Here is a 16,059-nt window from a genome sequence, read left to right as displayed (position 1 = left end):
AAAGGGAGGAATAATGATGCGTTGGGCACTCACAGCCGCGGCACTTGCCGCTGGCGTTTCATCATTTGCGGTTTCGGCACAGGCTTCTGGTAATCTCAATCTTATTTGTTCGGCTGACGTGGTGATCTGCGAGCAGATGAAGAACAATTTCGAGAAAGAAACTGATATCAAGGTCAATATGGTACGCCTGTCTTCTGGCGAAACCTATGCCAAGGTTCGCGCCGAGGCGCGTAATCCGAAGACCGATATCTGGTGGGCCGGTACAGGCGATCCGCATTTGCAAGCTGCTTCCGAAGGCCTGACGCTCGAATATAAATCGCCACTCCTCGACCAATTGCAGGACTGGGCAAAAAAGCAGGCAGAAAGCTCGGAGTTCCGCACTGTGGGCGTCTATGCGGGTGCGCTCGGATGGGGCTATAACACCGATATTTTCAAGAAGAAGAACCTGAAAGAACCAGCCTGCTGGGCTGATCTGCTCGATCCGTCCTATAAGGGCGAAATCCAGATGGCTAATCCGAATTCTTCCGGCACCGCCTATACGGCGCTGGCAACGCTTATCCAGTTGATGGGCGAAGAGAAGGCGTTTGAATATCTGGCAAAGCTGAATGCAAATGTGGCCCAATACACCAAGTCGGGTTCGGCACCTGTAAAGTCAGCTGCCCGCGGTGAAAACGGCATCGGCATTGTGTTCATGCATGATGCGGTTGCGATGACTGCCGAAGGCTTCCCAATTAAGTCGATTGCGCCTTGCGAAGGTACCGGTTATGAAATCGGCTCCATGTCGATCATCAAGGGCGCGCGTAACCTTGAAAACGCCAAAAAGTGGTATGATTGGGCGCTGACAGCAGAAGTCCAGTCGAAGATGAAGGATGCAAAATCCTTCCAGCTGCCATCCAACAAGAACGCCGAAGTGCCGAAAGAGTCGCCACGCTTTGAGGATATCAAGCTGATCGACTACGACTTCAAGACCTATGGCGAACCGACCAAGCGCAAGGAAATCCTTGAGCGCTGGGACAAAGAAATCGGTGCTAAGGCGAATTAAACCTTAACAGCCGCTGCGGTTAGCAATCCAATTTCGTTACTGATCCTCCCGCCGGCATTCGGCGGGAGACGGATAATTGCGTCCACTTTGCCCGCCATGAGCAAAAATGAGCAGAAAAGCGGATAGGTATGAAACAACACAATCGACGGCTTGATCTGGTTCTGGCGCTGGCTTTGGTCGCGTTCCTGATCCTGCCCTGGTATCGCATCGAGCAAGGCTTCTTCCGTTTCAGCTGGCTTGAAGGGTTTTTCAGTCAGGCCGAAAACGGTCCCGGTATTCTGCAAATATTCGCTTATGGCCGCCCATGGCTGGCTGTTGTTACGGTGCTGATGCTCATTTGCGGCTTCGCACGTTTTGCGATGACGCCGGGAAAGCGAACATCCGTTCTGATTGGTGCTAGTCTTCTGGGCGCAGGCTTCCTTGTGCTGCAAGGACTGGCAGTCGGTTTCACGGGCTGGAACTGGATGGTAAGCGAAACCCTCTTCGGTCAGCTTGCCGATGGACAGCCGGCCTTCGGCGCAGGTGCCGTCCTGACAGGTCTTTGTTTTCTGCTGATCTTTTCTTTCGGGCTTGCCGAACGCGGAGTGATGAAAGGCGATGCCTTTGTGGTTTCTTCGATCACGTTGTTGGTCGCGCTCGTCAGTGTTTTTGTGTTCTATCCGATCTTCAGCATGTTTGCCGGTTCGGTTCAGGATTTTGACGGTTCATTCAAGCCAGATGGCTTTATCGGCAATATTCAGGATTCTTCGATATGGAGCCTTGCCTGTGTGATCGGCGAGGGGCGTTGTGGTGTTGCATGGCGCACGCTCTGGCTGGCGCTGATGACGGCAACCGGCTCGACAGTGCTTGGGCTTTCCTTCGCACTCGTTGCAACCCGCACAGGCTTTCCATTCAAGAAAGGCTTACGTATTCTCACAGTGCTGCCGATCATCACGCCACCATTCGTGATTGGTCTGGCGCTGACATTGCTGTTTGGTCGTGCAGGTGTTGTGACAGAACAGATTTCCAATCTCTTCGGCGTTGAACCTGGTCGCTGGCTTTACGGTCTTACGGGTATCTGGATTGCGCAGGTGCTATCCTTCACGCCGATCACTTTTCTTGTGCTAATCGGTGTCGTCGAAGGTGTTTCACCTTCCATGGAAGAAGCATCGCAAACTCTTCGTGCCAACCGCTGGCGGACGTTCAACCGTGTTTCATTGCCGCTTATGGCGCCGGGGCTGGCCAATGCATTCCTGATTGCCTTCATTGAAAGCATGGCTGATTTCGGCAATCCGATGGTGCTTGGCGGTAGCCATGGTGTGCTTTCGACCGAGATATTTTTTGCCGTTGTGGGAGCGCAAAATGATCCGTCACGCGCTGCAGTTCTGGCGATTGTTCTGCTCTGCTTCACGCTGTCAGCCTTTCTCATCCAGCGCCTGTGGCTATCTGGCAAAAACTTTGCAACCGTCACCGGCAAGGGCGATTCCGGCATTCATGCGGGTCTGCCAAAAGGATTGAAGATCGGCGTGTATGCCCTTGTTATTCCTTGGATGGGCTTCACTGTTGTCGTCTATGTCATGATCCTGATTGGCGGGTTCGTGCGCACATGGGGTCTCGATAATTCGCTGACACTTGACCATTATCGCCGTGCTTTCTCGGTGGCATGGACGGATAGCGGCTTCGCATGGACGGGGGTTGCGTGGAACTCGTTCTGGACGACGATGGAAATATCGCTGATCTCGGCACCGCTCACTGCTGCAGTCGGATTGCTCACCGCCTATCTGATCGTGCGGCAGCGTTTCTTCGGACGCAACGTGTTCGAATTTGCACTGATGCTGAGTTTTGCCATTCCGGGTACGGTCATTGGTGTCAGCTATATCATGGCTTTCAATCTGCCTCCGCTTGAAATGACCGGCACGGCGCTCATCCTGATTGCCTGCTTCGTGTTCCGCAATATGCCGGTTGGCGTGCGCGGTGGTATCGCCGCCATGAGCCAGCTTGACAAAAGTCTTGATGAAGCATCGCTCACGCTGCGTGCAGGCAGTTTCCGCACGATCCGCAAAGTGATCCTTCCGCTTCTTCGACCGGCGATTACTGCGGCTCTGGTCTATTCCTTTGTGCGGGCGATCACATCGATCAGTGCTGTAATCTTCCTTGTTTCAGCGGAATACAACATGGCCACCTCTTATATCGTCGGCCTCGTCGAGAATGGCGAATTCGGTGTGGCGATCGCCTATTCGTCGGCACTCATTCTCGTGATGGTGGTTGTGATTGTCACATTCCAGCTTCTTGTCGGCGAGCGCCGGTTGCGGCGTGAAAACCGCGTTGCCACGCTCACGCCGATCAAAACTGTTCAACAGGAGAAAGCCGTATGACCACGATCCGTCCGGGCTCCGTTACCTTTCAAAACGTCACCAAAAAATTCGGCAATTTCACCGCTCTTCCCGATCTGTCACTGACAGTGGAACCCGGCACGCTTGTCACGCTGCTTGGTCCATCGGGTTGCGGCAAAACCACAACCCTGCGCCTTTTGGCTGGGCTTGAACATCCGACATCGGGCCGCATTCTGATCGGTGGCAAGGATGTGACCATGCTGCCTGCCAATGAGCGCGATGTGTCCATGGTATTTCAGTCCTATGCGTTGTTTCCACATATGAGTTCGCTCGACAACGTGGCTTATGGTCTTGAATCTTCTGGATTAAAGAAGAAGGAAGCGCGTGATCGGGCGGAGGAAGGGCTGAAGCTTGTTGGCCTTGCCGGTATGGGACATCGCCTTCCGGCCGAGCTTTCAGGTGGTCAGCAACAGCGTGTGGCCGTGGCCCGCGCGCTGGTCCTGGAACCACAGGTTCTGCTGCTTGATGAGCCGCTTTCCAATCTTGATGCTCGTCTGCGCCGCCGTGTGAGAACGGAAATTAGGGAACTCCAGCAAAGGCTTGGTTTTACTGCAGTATATGTCACCCATGATCAGGACGAAGCTCTGGCTGTTTCTGATACAATTATTGTCATGAAAGACGGCGATATAGCGCAGCAAGGCAGTCCGCGTGACCTTTATGATTCTCCCGCATCTGCCTTCATTGCAGACTTCATGGGAGAGGCCAATGTCGTGTCCTGTGAAGTCGTCAGCGCAGAAAATGGAGAAGCTGTCATTCGTATTGGGAAGCTCAGTCATCGGCTGGCATCATCACATGCAAGAACGGGACCCGCACAGCTGGCGGTGCGCCCAAATGCGGTGATCCTGCAAGCCAAGGTTGGCGGAGACTTTCCAGGGCGCGTGGCCCACTCCGCCTATCTCGGTGATCACATCGAATATGAAATCGAGACCGAACACGGCAAGCTTTTCATTGTCGATCCGGCTGTGGAAGAAGCACTTCCGCCACAAACGGATGTGGCTATCCATTTCAAGCCGCGCGGCCTTGCCATCATCAACAATTGAGCGCATGAACCATGCGCCTTTATTACCTCTGACTGGAAACCACGCATGACATCAGACATTTCAAAAGAGCTTGAAGCACGGTTTAAGCTTGCGCAGGACATTGCGCGCGAGGCTGGTGCGCTGGCACTCGATTACTTCAATCGCCGGGAGACGCTGGTGATTGAAACCAAGCGCGATCCGCAGGATGTGGTGTCCATTGCTGACCGCAATGTCGAACACCTGATCAATGAGCGCGTATCGGCTGCTTTCAGCGATGATGGCTTTCTGGGTGAAGAATATGGACTGAATGCGGGTAGCTCAGGCTATACATGGGTGGTTGATCCCATTGATGGCACCAGCCCCTTTGTCAACGGAATGCCGAACTGGTGCGTTTCCATTGCCGTGGTTAAAGATGGCGAGCCGGTGATCGGTGTTATTCAGGCACCTTGCTTTGATGAGCTTTACGCATCCGCCAAGGGACAGGGTGCAACGCTTAATGGCAAAAAGCTTTTGCTTGATGAAACGCGCACAATTCGCAACGCGGTGACGGGAATTGGAGCCAATAATTACGTAACGCCGCAGGTTGTTGCGAAGATTGTTGAAGATTTGCTTGAAGCAGGCGGCACATTCATTCGCAATGGCTCTGGCGCGCTGATGATTGCCTATGTGGCAGCAGGGCGTCTGGTGGGCTATTACGAGCCATATATGCACGCTTGGGATTGCATGGCGGGTTTTTGCCTCGTCCGCGAAGCAGGCGGGTATACACATCCATTTCCAACGGATGGCGAAAAGCTAACTAAAGGTAGTCACGTTTTCGTTGCTGCACCCGGCGCGGTGGACGATTTGAAAAAAGTGGCAAATCTGTAAGAAAAAAGCCCCGGAAATCCGGGGCTTTCGTTTTATGTCGATGGATTATCGCGCTTATAAATCCAGTCGTGATCAGGATGGTTTTTAAATCTCCATTTGCGGATAGGTCCGGCCATAACGTTGAGATAATACATCTCATAACCATATGGTACGCCGCATGGGTGATGCCCCTTTGGTACAAGAATGACATCGCCGTCAGAAACGGCCATCGTTTCATCGAGACTGCCATCTTCGGTGAAGACCCGCTGAATACCATAGCCCTGCGATGGGTTTAGGCGATGATAATAGGTTTCTTCCAGATAGGTCATATCCGGGAAGTTATCTTCATCATGTCGGTGCGGCGGGTAGGATGACCAGTTGCCCTGTGGCGTAAAAACTTCCGTCACCAGCAGACTATCGGCGACATCGCGGCCTTCCATGGCAATGTTGAAGATGTTGCGGGTATTCGCACCTTGTCCGCGCGTATCGAATGTCAGGCCTTCCGGTCCGAGTTTTTGCGCCGTGCGGCCCGGTTTGCCAGGTGCTGCGCAGACAGCAAGCACGCAGTCAGTTGTCGCCTCTGCATCCCAGCCGCTTTCAGCAGGCACATAAAGACAATGCGGAGCGAGTTTTTCAAACACGCTCATTCGCTCGCCCATTTCGCCGAAATCCTCTCCAGAGGCTTTGAGCTTTGCTTTGCCTTCGACCAGCACCAGAATGACTTCCCGGTCGCCGGTTTTCTCGGTTGCAGTTTCACCTGCTTTCAGACGATAGAGGCCAAAGCCAACATAGCCCCAATTGGCGCTTTCCGGCGTGATGTCGTGCACCTTGCCATGCGTGCCGCTGGGTTTGCGTAACAGATTGGCCATAACTCAGTCTCCTTTGTCTAACCCTGCTTCGCGTGCAAATGCTTTGAGCGATTTAAGCCCCAGTGACTGATACTCAAATGGATTGCGCACATCAGGGTCCTGTTCGGCTTCAATCACCAGCCAGCCCTGATAGCCATGCTGGGCTGCGACCGTAAGCACTTGCACAAAATCGACATCGCCTTCCTGATCACCGGGAACCGTAAATACGCCGCGGCGCACACCTTCAAGAAAGGACAGGCTCTGGTCGCTCACCTGTGCCGCAATCGTTCGGCGGACATTCTTGGCATGGATATGCTGGACGCGTTTCATATGGTTTTTTGCAACGCGTTCAGGATCACCGCCGGCAAACAGACAATGGCCTGTATCAAGCAGCAATTTCGCATGTGGGCCGGTATGTTTCATCAGAAGGTCGATCTCGTCTTCGCTCTGAACGATCGTGCCCATGTGATGGTGATAGACGAGTGCAATACCCTGCGCGCTCGCATATTCAGCCAGTGCTTCAACGCCTGCACCGAACTCAGCCCAGCGTGCTTCTTCCAGCACAGGACGTTCGGATAGAGACTTGATATCCTCGCCGTGAATGGCGTTCGACGTTTCGCAAACGATGATGACCTTGCAGCCCATGGCGTTCAGAAGATCAAGTGCTGGCTGCATTGCAGCCTTCTCATCCTCAATGGAATTGGTAAGAAGGTTCAGCGAATGCCAGCCAGAAACGTAACGCAGATTGCGGGGTTCGAGTACTGCTTTAAGTTCCGCTGCAACTTGCGGAAATTTATGACCTTTTTCGATTCCGTCGAAGCCGATTCTTGAAGTCTCATCAAGACATTGATCAAGGCTTATATGCGCGCCAAGGCTGCGATCATCATCGTTCGACCAGGCAATCGGGTTGGTGCCATAGAGGATCATCGGTCAGTTTCTTTCTTTGATCTGAGCTTCATAATTTTCGCGTGCGGCGCGTACTTGGCTGCGGACCGAGACTTCCGGCACAGCCACGTCCCACCACCAGCCGCCGGTTTCAGGCGTCGGGTAAGGATCGGTATCGACGACGATAACTGTTGTGCGTGGGCTGTTACGCGCTTCCGCCAGCGCATCTTCAAGTTCGCGGATAGAAGCGACTTTTCTACTGTCGGCACCCATCGCACCGGCATGGGCTGCGAAGTCGATATTGGATGCATTCACGTGGGTCGTGTGGTCGAGGAGATTGTTGAACTCGGCACCGCCGGTCGCCATTTGCAAACGGTTGATGCAGCCATAACCGCGATTGTCTGTAAGCACGACTGTAATCTTAATGCCCATCATTACACAGGTCGCAAGTTCTGAATTGGCCATCATATAGGAGCCGTCACCGACCATCACGATCACATCGCGATCCGGTTCCGCCATCTTGATGCCAAGCCCACCTGCAATCTCATAGCCCATGCAGGAGAAGCCATACTCCATGTGATAGGACATCGGACGACTAGCTTTCCAGAGCTGGTGCAATTCACCCGGCATGGTGCCAGCCGCACACATGACGACAGTATTCTCTTTCGACTGACGCTGGACCGCGCCGATCACCTGCATGTCTGTGGGCAGCTGGTTAGCGTCGCCGGGTGCAGCAGTGAAACGGTCCGCTGCTTCGAACCAACGTGCTTTAAGCGTGGCGTCGAGTGCGCTGCGTTTATAGTCTTTTAGGCCATTTGACAGCGTTTTTAGCGCAATTTGTGCATCTGCAACGAGTGAAATTGCGGCATTCTTGTGGCTGTCATATGGCTGAACATTGACCGAGAGAAGCTTTCGGCTCGGATGTTTGAACAATGCCCACGAGCCTGTGGTGAAATCCTGAAAGCGTGTTCCCACCCCAATAACCAAATCGGCGTTTGCTGCAATTGCGTTTGCACTGTCTGCACCAGTGACGCCGACCGGGCCGAAATTGAGCGCGTGATCCCACGGCAAAGCGGATTTGCCTGCCTGTGTTTCGATAACCGGAATGCTGTGGGTTTCTGCAAAGTTTTTCAGCGCTTCATGGGCACCTGAATAGTGTATGCCGCCGCCTGCAACGATAACAGGGGTCTCGGCAGATTTGATCGCGGCAATTGCAGTTTCCAGCTCGTGTTCATCGGCTGGCGGTCGCCGCCAATGCCAAACTTTTGGCGCGAAGAACTCCTCCGGCCAGTCATAGGCTTCGGCCTGCACGTCCTGACAGAAAGACAGCGTTACAGGCCCGCAATCCGCGGGATCGGTCATTGTGCGGAAGGCGCGCGGCAGAGCAGTGAGAAGCTGCTCGGGGCGGGTGATGCGATCAAAATAGCGGCTTACGGGGCGGAAACAGTCATTAACGGTCATGGTGCCGTCATTGAAATCCTCAATCTGCTGCAGCACTGGATCGGGACCGCGATTGGCGAAGACATCGCCAGGAATGAACAGGACCGGCAGTCGGTTCACATGGGCGAGTGCCGCAGCTGTGACCATATTGGTTGCGCCGGGGCCGATGGAGGAGGTGACAGCGCAAGCGCGTTTGCGGCCAAGCTGCTTGGTATAGGCAATCGCCGCATGAGCCATGGTTTGCTCATTATGACCGCGCCATGTCACGAGCTTGTCGCGGATGCCATGCAGCGCCTCGCCAAGCCCAGCCACATTGCCATGGCCAAAAATCGCCCAGACACCAGCGATAAACGGTTCACCATCGGATGTCATCTGATTGGCAATAAAGCGCACAAGAGCCTGCGCCGCTGTCAGTCGAACGGTCTTCATTTATCCTCCCAGCGGAAATCCGCTTTCTCGCTATTTCAGATTCAGGCCTCCACCTGTTTCTGAGATGCGTTTATTTCTGTCGCAACCTATCCCAAAGATCGCAGAAACCGCGATAGCGTTTTGCCATTTCTGCAATGGCTTCTGCGTCGCTTATCTTGTTCGCAAGCCACTGGCGCGCAACATCGCCCAGAATGGTTCGACCAATAGCAAAGCCTTTCACCAGATCAAAATCGGCAGCAACTTTCAGGCTTGCTTCCAACTCTTCCGCAGGCGCATCAAGCCCAAGCACAACAATGCCACGCGTATGCGGATCATTACGGTTGATCGCCTCACAAGCATTGCGCCATGCCTCTGTGGTCTTCAGTGGCTCAAGCTTCCACCAGTCCGGATAGACATCAATCTCATAGAAGCGCTCAATGACTTTTGCCGTGCTCATATCATCGACGGGGGCGACCTTTGATGGGATGATTTCCAGCAGAAACTCCAGACGATTACGCCGAGCAGCGGTGAAAAGCCGCTTTACGGTGGCTTCCTGCTGCGCCTTCACGTCGTCGCCGTCGTCGGGGTGGTAGAAGCAAAGAAGCTTCACAACATTTTCGACGGGCCATTCCACAAGGCCGCCGCAATCGGGGCCGAGTTCTGGTTCAAGCTCCAGGGGGCGTGACCCGGGCCATTCTGTCGGGCGTCCGATCCACAGGCCACTGCCAGCAGCGCGGTGGAGTGCATCGCGGCCAAGCCGTCCATCGCACAGGATGCCATAGCCGTTTTCACCGCCCGAAACCTCTAATGCAGCATTCAAGCATAGTTCCTTGAATTCACCGATTTTTTCATCTGTGGCGCCAGTTTCCTGAGCCATTTCTTCCAACTGGATACGGTGGTCAAAAGCGAAGACCCGCATATGCGGCCAGTCGCCATTGCGGTTGGTTGACCAATGCACCTGTTCAAGCGCCTGATCCTTGCGCAATGCCTTGTCGCGAATGCCGGTTGTGAAGAAATACTGCAGCTCTTCCCAGCTTGGATAAGCGGGTGTGCAGCCATGACGCGATACAGCAAAGGCACCGCAGGCATTTGCGAATTTCAGGCTAGTCGGCCAATCTTCACCCTTGAGCCAGCCGCGCAAAAGGCCAGACATGAAGCCATCGCCCGCTCCCAGCACATTGAAAACTTCAATCGGAAAACCTTGTCCTGACTGCCCCTTCTCAAGAGTGTCGGGAATGTCGCCTTCAAAGACCACAGCGCCCATTGGGCCGCGCTTGCAAACCAGTGCCGCATTGGTGACTTTGCGGACGGTTTTGAGTGCCTCAATCGTATCGATTGAGCCACCAGCGATATGAAACTCTTCTTCCGTTCCGACAATAAGATCAAAGAGATGCAGCGTCGATTGCAACTTCTTTGTTACTGCAAGGGATTCAATGAAACGGTTCTCGCCATCACCATGGCCGGAAAGCCCCCAGAGGTTGGGGCGGTAATCAATGTCGAGTACTGTTCTGCTTTTGTTTTCGCGCGTAAGCCTGAGCGCCTTGATGACAGCCGCTTCGGTGTTCGGATGCGAAAGATGCGTCCCAGTGGCGAGCACACATCCGGCCTCGGCGATGAAGTCGGGATCAATATCATCTTCGCAAAGCGCCATGTCGGCACAGTTCTCACGATAGAAGATCAGCGGGAAATGTTGCTGATCCCGGATGCCCAGGATGACAAGTGCTGTCAGACGCTGCGGATCGGTGACAACGCCGCGTGTATCCACGCCTTCGCGCGCGAGTTCGCGCAACAAAAAGCGTCCCATATGCTCGTCACCAACGCGGGTTATGAGAGCAGATTTGAGACCAAGCCTTGCGGTGCCGGTTGCAATATTTGTGGGAGAACCACCAACATATTTGTTGAAGGACGACATATCTTCGAGAAGACCGCCGACCTGTGCGCCGTAAAGATCTACCGAAGATCGGCCAATCGTAATCAAATCCAGCCGCTTCATCTTGTTCCTCCCTCGGCACGTGCGTCTTTTTTTAGCTTGGGAAGGCTGTGTGTGACTCACATTACGCAGCAGCCATTCTATTTCTGATTAAAATGGATTTATTATTCCATTTCAACCGAAAAATAGAATGTTGTATCATTTTACGATTGACGTTCCGTGCCGACGGCAACGGCGAGGGTAATAGCGAGGCAGAGTGTGGCCGAAAGCGACCTGAATGCGCCGAAGTCCACTTCTGAAACTAGCAGCGATTGCTGAGCAAACTTGCTCATTGGGCTGACAATCGTGTCGGTAATCGCAACAACATCGATGCCGCGCTCGCTCGCATTTTCCGCCATTGCTATGGTTTCAGGCGAGTATGGCGAAAAGGAAATGCCAAGAAGCACATCGCCTTTGCGGATGGCGTGCTGGTTCTCCAGTTTGCCGACAGTGCTGTGAAGCATCGCTGGAACCTGCATCTTTTCAAGAGCATAGGCCAGATAGCTCGCAACCGGAAATGCGCGACGAACGCCAATGATGTGAATTGTTTCTGCTGTTGCCAGCAGCTTGACGGCTTTCTCAAGTGCCTCCGGCTCGATGGTCTTCAACAGGCTTTCCAGTGAAGTGCGGCCTGCCTCGGCAAACTCTGCCAGAAGGGCCGGGGCGCTTCCTGCCGCCGTTTCACGCAAATGTTCAAGCCGTGTGGAATAATCGGGCCAACCGCCAGCATAGGAATCGCGAAAAAGTTTTTGCATTTCCGAAAAGCCGGAAAAGCCCAATATCTGACAAAAGCGCATGAAGGCCGAACTTTGAACGCCTGCACCTTCTGCCATTTCCGCGACGGTGGAAACAGCGATACGGTCCTGATTGGCAGCAACAAAATCAGCGCATTGTTTGAGGCGTTTTGGCAACCGGTCTGCCACTTCGAGCAGTCTCGCCTCAAATTCTTTGACATTCGTTGGGGCTGGCACACTGGTGGGAGTATTGGCTTGTGCTGCAACAGCTTGTTCGGTGTGCATTGCCATCCTTTCAGAAACGGTCTCTTGACTTCCTGTATATCACAATCTAGCAAAATAGAATAAATATTCCATTGCGCTTTGTATCTCCCGAATAATCGGGAATCGCGCAAAACGGAATAGCGGAACTGTTTTGCCGGTCAATCGAGGATGACCGTTTTGGGAGGATGAAGGCAATGGTTACACGTCTTGCTCTGCTCGGTGCTGGCCGTATCGGTAAGGTTCATGCAGGCGCGATCGCTTCCGACAAACGCGCGAAGCTTATAGCAGTGGCGGATGCCAATCAGGACGCAGCACGCGCCATTGCCGATGCAGCAAGCGCGGAAGTGCGCACCATCGACGAAATTGAAAAGTCGTCTGATGTGGATGCGGTGCTGATCTGTACGCCAACCAACACGCATGCCGATCTGATCGAGCGTTTTTCCCGCGCAGGCAAAGCGGTGTTCTGCGAAAAGCCGATCGATCTCAACATTGCGCGCGTGCGTGCGTGTCTTGATGTTATCAAGGAAACCAGCGGCAAGGTTATGCTCGGCTTCAATCGCCGGTTTGATCCGCATTTTGCAGCTGTTCGCAAGGCGATCGATGACGATCGGATTGGCAAGGTTGAAATGGTCACGATCACCAGTCGTGATCCGGGCGCGCCGCCTGCAGAATATATCAAAGTTTCCGGCGGCATCTTCCGCGATATGACCATCCATGATTTTGATATGGCGCGTTTTCTGCTGGGCGAAGAAATTGCAACGGTTTCTGCATCGGCGTCGGTTCTTGTTGATCCGAAGATCGGCGAACTTGGTGATTTTGACAGTGCAAGCGTAATCTTGACCACAGATTCCGGTCGTCAATGTGTGATTTCCAATTCACGTCGGGCTTCTTACGGTTACGACCAACGCATCGAAGTGCACGGATCGGACGGGGCAGTATCGGCTGAAAACCAGCGCCCGGTTTCTATCGAAGTAGCATCGAAGGACGGCTATACCCGCCCGCCACTGCATGATTTCTTCATGACCCGCTACACGGATGCTTATGCGGCTGAAATTGGTTCGTTTATCGATGCGATTGATGGCGGCAAGGCACCAACACCTTCGGCTGAAGATGGGTTGCAGGCTTTGGCGCTTGCGGAAGCGGCGCTCCTTTCAGTCAAAGAAGGCCGTACTGTGAAAGTTGCGGAAGTTCTGGCCTAACCGCTCATTTTTGTTTGCCTTTCTTCGCAATCGCTTGCGAGTAGCGGAGATTACCAAAATTCAATTGGTTAGAGAAAAGTGCGGCCCAAATAGCCACCCTGGTTTTCCGAGGTTTCACGACCAAACGGGTCGCACTTTTGAAGCCCACAAAGCAAGAAAAAGGCCCCGCCCGGCGTTAACCGGGTGGGCTTTTTTCATTCTTTGTCAAGGCTTTTGACCAGCATCATAAGACGACCGACCACGATATCAATTATCCACATTGCGATTACGCCAATGATAAAGGCAGCGGCGTTATTTGTCGCATCGGTGGCAGCCTCTTGAGGCATACCGGTGCACGTCAGGGCGGGGCGACCCGAAGTCCGGCTGGATGAAAGATCGTTACGGCCGGACGCTTGCCACCGCATATGTTGAGGGCATTGATATCGGATGAATATCTCCTAGTTTAAACATGAGGAGAACATTCAGGAAATATTATAATTTTTTTTGATCTTTGCATTATCATTTGGACCTGCACTGTGGCACGCCTATGCAGCGGACGACAAACGCGCTCCGACTTGGAATTGCACCACGCCCGGGTGGCGCACCCACAGGAGGAACATACATGGATCAATATGGCAACACGATTTGCCCACAGTGCTTCCATAAGCAGTTCGGGACAGATAATCGCGTTTGGGATAATGGCGCTGGAGCTTACGTCCCTCCAGGGGGCGGAGGCGCTCCATCATGTGGGGCAGGTTGCCATAGGTAGTTTAATGACAAAAATTAGTGCATTGGAAAACATTGATCTCGAAAAACCCGGTTCACATAATGGGTGTGAATTGCAGCTTATGCTCGCTGGCCTCAAACCGATGGCTAGTTTCGTCGCCGAGGATACAGTTCCGCCCGAATTGATTGGCGACCACGAATTCGCGCCGTACGTTGAGAACGGGTCCATTAAAAAGATGGTCTATCGAAATGATGAGCTCGCTTTCGAAATGCGTTGTTATTGTCTTCCCACTGAGGAATGGCGAGGCAAACTAAGCAACCTAATCTTTCAATTGTCGTGCGAAGGAAAATTGAACGGAGTTTGTGACCGTGTCGATCGAGAAAGAATTGACGGCATGTTGCTCGGATACTCGAAACGGTCAACCGAGGAGCACATAGTTATTCTAATGGAGCACCTAAACAGGGGGTGAAATTAATCAAATTCCGGTATCTGAATTCGCGGCCCCACGCGGAAGCGCAGGGGGCTACGAATTTTGTTGAACAACCTCATACGGAGAGCACTCCAAGCAAAGCTGATGCTTTTATGACGGAGGGCCATCATTCTTGGACAGAAGAATAAGTCCTGAAATTTGAAGCAAAGTTTTGCAATCGGGACAACGGAACGCCTTGCGCTCGGCATCTTACTCTACACCGGGCAACGTCGTTCAGACGTCGTGCGCTTCTGCCCTGCTATTGTAAAAAACGATTGGCTTGTGTTCACTCAACATAAGAACAGAAATAGAAAGCCTGTCGAAATGGCGCGTCCATTCGTCGAGCCTCTTAAGAAACTGATCGAACAGACACCGGCGCGGGAAAGGAAACATGGCTTGTTTCGGCAACAAACCAGCCGTTTGAAGGGGACTATTTTTCGCGTTGGTTTAAGGATGGTTGTAAGGAAGCGGGCGTGCCAGGCACACCTCACGGTTTGCGGAAGGCTGCCGCATCAAGGCTCGCTCAGTTCGGCTGTACGGAGCGTGAAATTATGGCTATTACGGGCCACACTACTTCGAAGGAAGTCGACCGATATGCTAAGTCCGCTCGCCAAAAAGTCCTTGCGAAGTCGGCAATGGACAAGATGCTTAAGCCCCATTGCAACTCGTTTCGAACGGTTAGTTCCGAGGCGTTTGGGCCGCACCAGCCAAAGCGGGCCGCACAGGTGCGATAACCAATTGAAAATACTGCTTAACTGATTATTCAACATTCGGTTGCGATATGCGGAACATGGCTTATGAATTCGATAAATTGCCGCTCGATGAGCTTTTTGTGCCCGTGACGAATGCCACGGTTGCATTAACAAGGCTTGACGAGCGGCTCGCCCGTTCTCCAATCCGCGATGGAATGCTGGAGCGTATGCATATGCAAGACGCTGTCGCATCCATGTGGCTTGAGGGGGAGCTAGTGCATCTGGAAGACCTTGTTCTGCATGATGCGCTTATGGATACACGTACGCCCAGTCACGCTCTGACGATTGCGCATTCTGTGTTACGACTGCGTCGGCAGATTGTCGGTCGTGCGCCGGGCTGGGCTTTTACTACGACAGGCATTCAGCAATTACTCGGTCGAAATATCGAGGTGCGTGAGGAAGAGAAGCGTGATTATAGCGAAGTGGCGGACGGCGAAGCTGATCCGTTACTGGACGATATCGACGCGCTTCTCGCTCGCACGGACGCTCTGCTAAAAGGCGTTGTCAAGGAGAAGCCGAAGCCTGTCGAGGCGGAGGCTCTGCTTTATGACGATGACTGGGATGAAGATGCGCGTTTGCAGCAATGGCGCGACCTGTTTGCCAAAACGGCACATTTGCCTTCAATGTTACGCGCTGCAATTATGCATGATGCCTGGTATTCTCTTGAAGTGGTTCAGCGTTCAAACTGGATCGGTCGTTTGCTGACATCTGCCTATCTGCGTCAGTCGGACATTGCGGCTAACCACCTGCCCGCAATCAGTATAGGGCTACGGACGAAAAGGCCAGATGAGCGCCGCTCGTCAAACCGGTTGATACGGTTGAAGACATTTTTGTCGGCAATTGAGGACGCGGCCGACGCAGGCATGAAAGAACATGACCGCCTGATGCTTGCGCGTGAACAAATGCAACGCAAGCTCAGAGGACGGCGATCAAATTCACGTCTTCCGCAATTGGTTGATATGATGATGCGCAGCCCTCTGGTTTCAAGCCAGATGGTTGAGAAAGAGCTTGAAGTCACGCAACAGGGTGCGTTGAAGCTGATATCCGATCTCAATTTGCGGGAAATTACCGGACGCGGCAGGTTCCGCGCCTGGGGCGTTTTGTGA

At 53.2% G+C, this 16,059-nt stretch carries 11 protein-coding genes and 1 pseudogene; 7 read left to right on the top strand and 5 right to left on the bottom strand.

Annotated features, from left to right (window positions below):
- Positions 1–16 precede the first annotated feature (16 nt).
- The 4 genes from KMS41_15615 to KMS41_15600 all read left to right on the top strand — a co-directional run bounded on the left by KMS41_15615 (position 17) and on the right by KMS41_15600 (position 5,300).
- Entirely contained in the window at positions 17–1,042 is a 1,026-nt protein-coding gene (locus KMS41_15615; GenBank protein ID QWK80277.1) for an ABC transporter substrate-binding protein, read from the top strand.
- Between the two features lie 128 nt (positions 1,043–1,170).
- On the top strand, positions 1,171–3,396 hold the full coding sequence (locus KMS41_15610; protein QWK78942.1) for an iron ABC transporter permease: 2,226 nt from the start codon (positions 1,171–1,173) through the stop codon (positions 3,394–3,396).
- On the top strand, positions 3,393–4,454 hold the full coding sequence (locus KMS41_15605) for an ABC transporter ATP-binding protein (protein ID QWK78941.1): 1,062 nt from the start codon (positions 3,393–3,395) through the stop codon (positions 4,452–4,454). Before KMS41_15610 ends, KMS41_15605 begins: the two co-directional genes overlap by 4 nt.
- A 45-nt stretch (positions 4,455–4,499) precedes the next feature.
- Positions 4,500–5,300: an inositol monophosphatase family protein gene (locus tag KMS41_15600; protein QWK78940.1), complete on the top strand. Its 801-nt coding sequence runs from the start codon at positions 4,500–4,502 to the stop codon at positions 5,298–5,300.
- 32 nt (positions 5,301–5,332) lie between these two features.
- On the opposite strand, the gene iolB is transcribed toward KMS41_15600, so the two are convergent.
- The 5 genes from iolB to KMS41_15575 form a co-directional block, all read right to left on the bottom strand.
- Entirely contained in the window at positions 5,333–6,148 is an 816-nt protein-coding gene (gene iolB / locus KMS41_15595) for a 5-deoxy-glucuronate isomerase (protein ID QWK78939.1), read from the bottom strand.
- 3 nt (positions 6,149–6,151) lie between these two features.
- On the bottom strand, positions 6,152–7,054 hold the full coding sequence (iolE, locus tag KMS41_15590) for a myo-inosose-2 dehydratase (protein ID QWK78938.1): 903 nt from the start codon (positions 7,052–7,054) through the stop codon (positions 6,152–6,154).
- Positions 7,055–7,057: 3 nt separating this feature from the next.
- On the bottom strand, positions 7,058–8,881 hold the full coding sequence (gene iolD, locus KMS41_15585) for a 3D-(3,5/4)-trihydroxycyclohexane-1,2-dione acylhydrolase (decyclizing) (GenBank protein ID QWK78937.1): 1,824 nt from the start codon (positions 8,879–8,881) through the stop codon (positions 7,058–7,060).
- Positions 8,882–8,951: 70 nt separating this feature from the next.
- The gene (iolC, locus tag KMS41_15580) at positions 8,952–10,853 is read right to left on the bottom strand and encodes a 5-dehydro-2-deoxygluconokinase (protein ID QWK78936.1); all 1,902 of its coding nucleotides are present in this window, start codon (positions 10,851–10,853) and stop codon (positions 8,952–8,954) included.
- A gap of 140 nt (positions 10,854–10,993) precedes the next feature.
- A complete protein-coding gene (locus KMS41_15575) occupies positions 10,994–11,848 on the bottom strand; it encodes a MurR/RpiR family transcriptional regulator (protein QWK78935.1) in 855 nt (284 codons plus the stop codon).
- Between the two features lie 173 nt (positions 11,849–12,021).
- Between KMS41_15575 and iolG the strand changes: the two genes are divergently transcribed.
- The 3 genes and pseudogenes from iolG (at position 12,022) to KMS41_15560 (ending at position 16,059) form a co-directional block, all read left to right on the top strand.
- Positions 12,022–13,026, top strand: a complete 1,005-nt coding sequence (gene iolG / locus KMS41_15570; protein ID QWK78934.1) for an inositol 2-dehydrogenase — start codon at positions 12,022–12,024, stop codon at positions 13,024–13,026.
- A gap of 1,549 nt (positions 13,027–14,575) precedes the next feature.
- A pseudogene (locus KMS41_15565) lies at positions 14,576–14,935 on the top strand (tyrosine-type recombinase/integrase).
- Positions 14,936–14,991: 56 nt separating this feature from the next.
- Entirely contained in the window at positions 14,992–16,059 is a 1,068-nt protein-coding gene (locus KMS41_15560) for a DUF1612 and helix-turn-helix domain-containing protein (protein QWK78933.1), read from the top strand.

It is taken from the genome of Ochrobactrum sp. BTU1 (assembly GCA_018798825.1).
In the GTDB taxonomy this organism is placed as follows: Bacteria; Pseudomonadota; Alphaproteobacteria; order Rhizobiales; family Rhizobiaceae; genus Brucella.
This window is presented reverse-complemented; position numbering and strand designations above follow the sequence as displayed.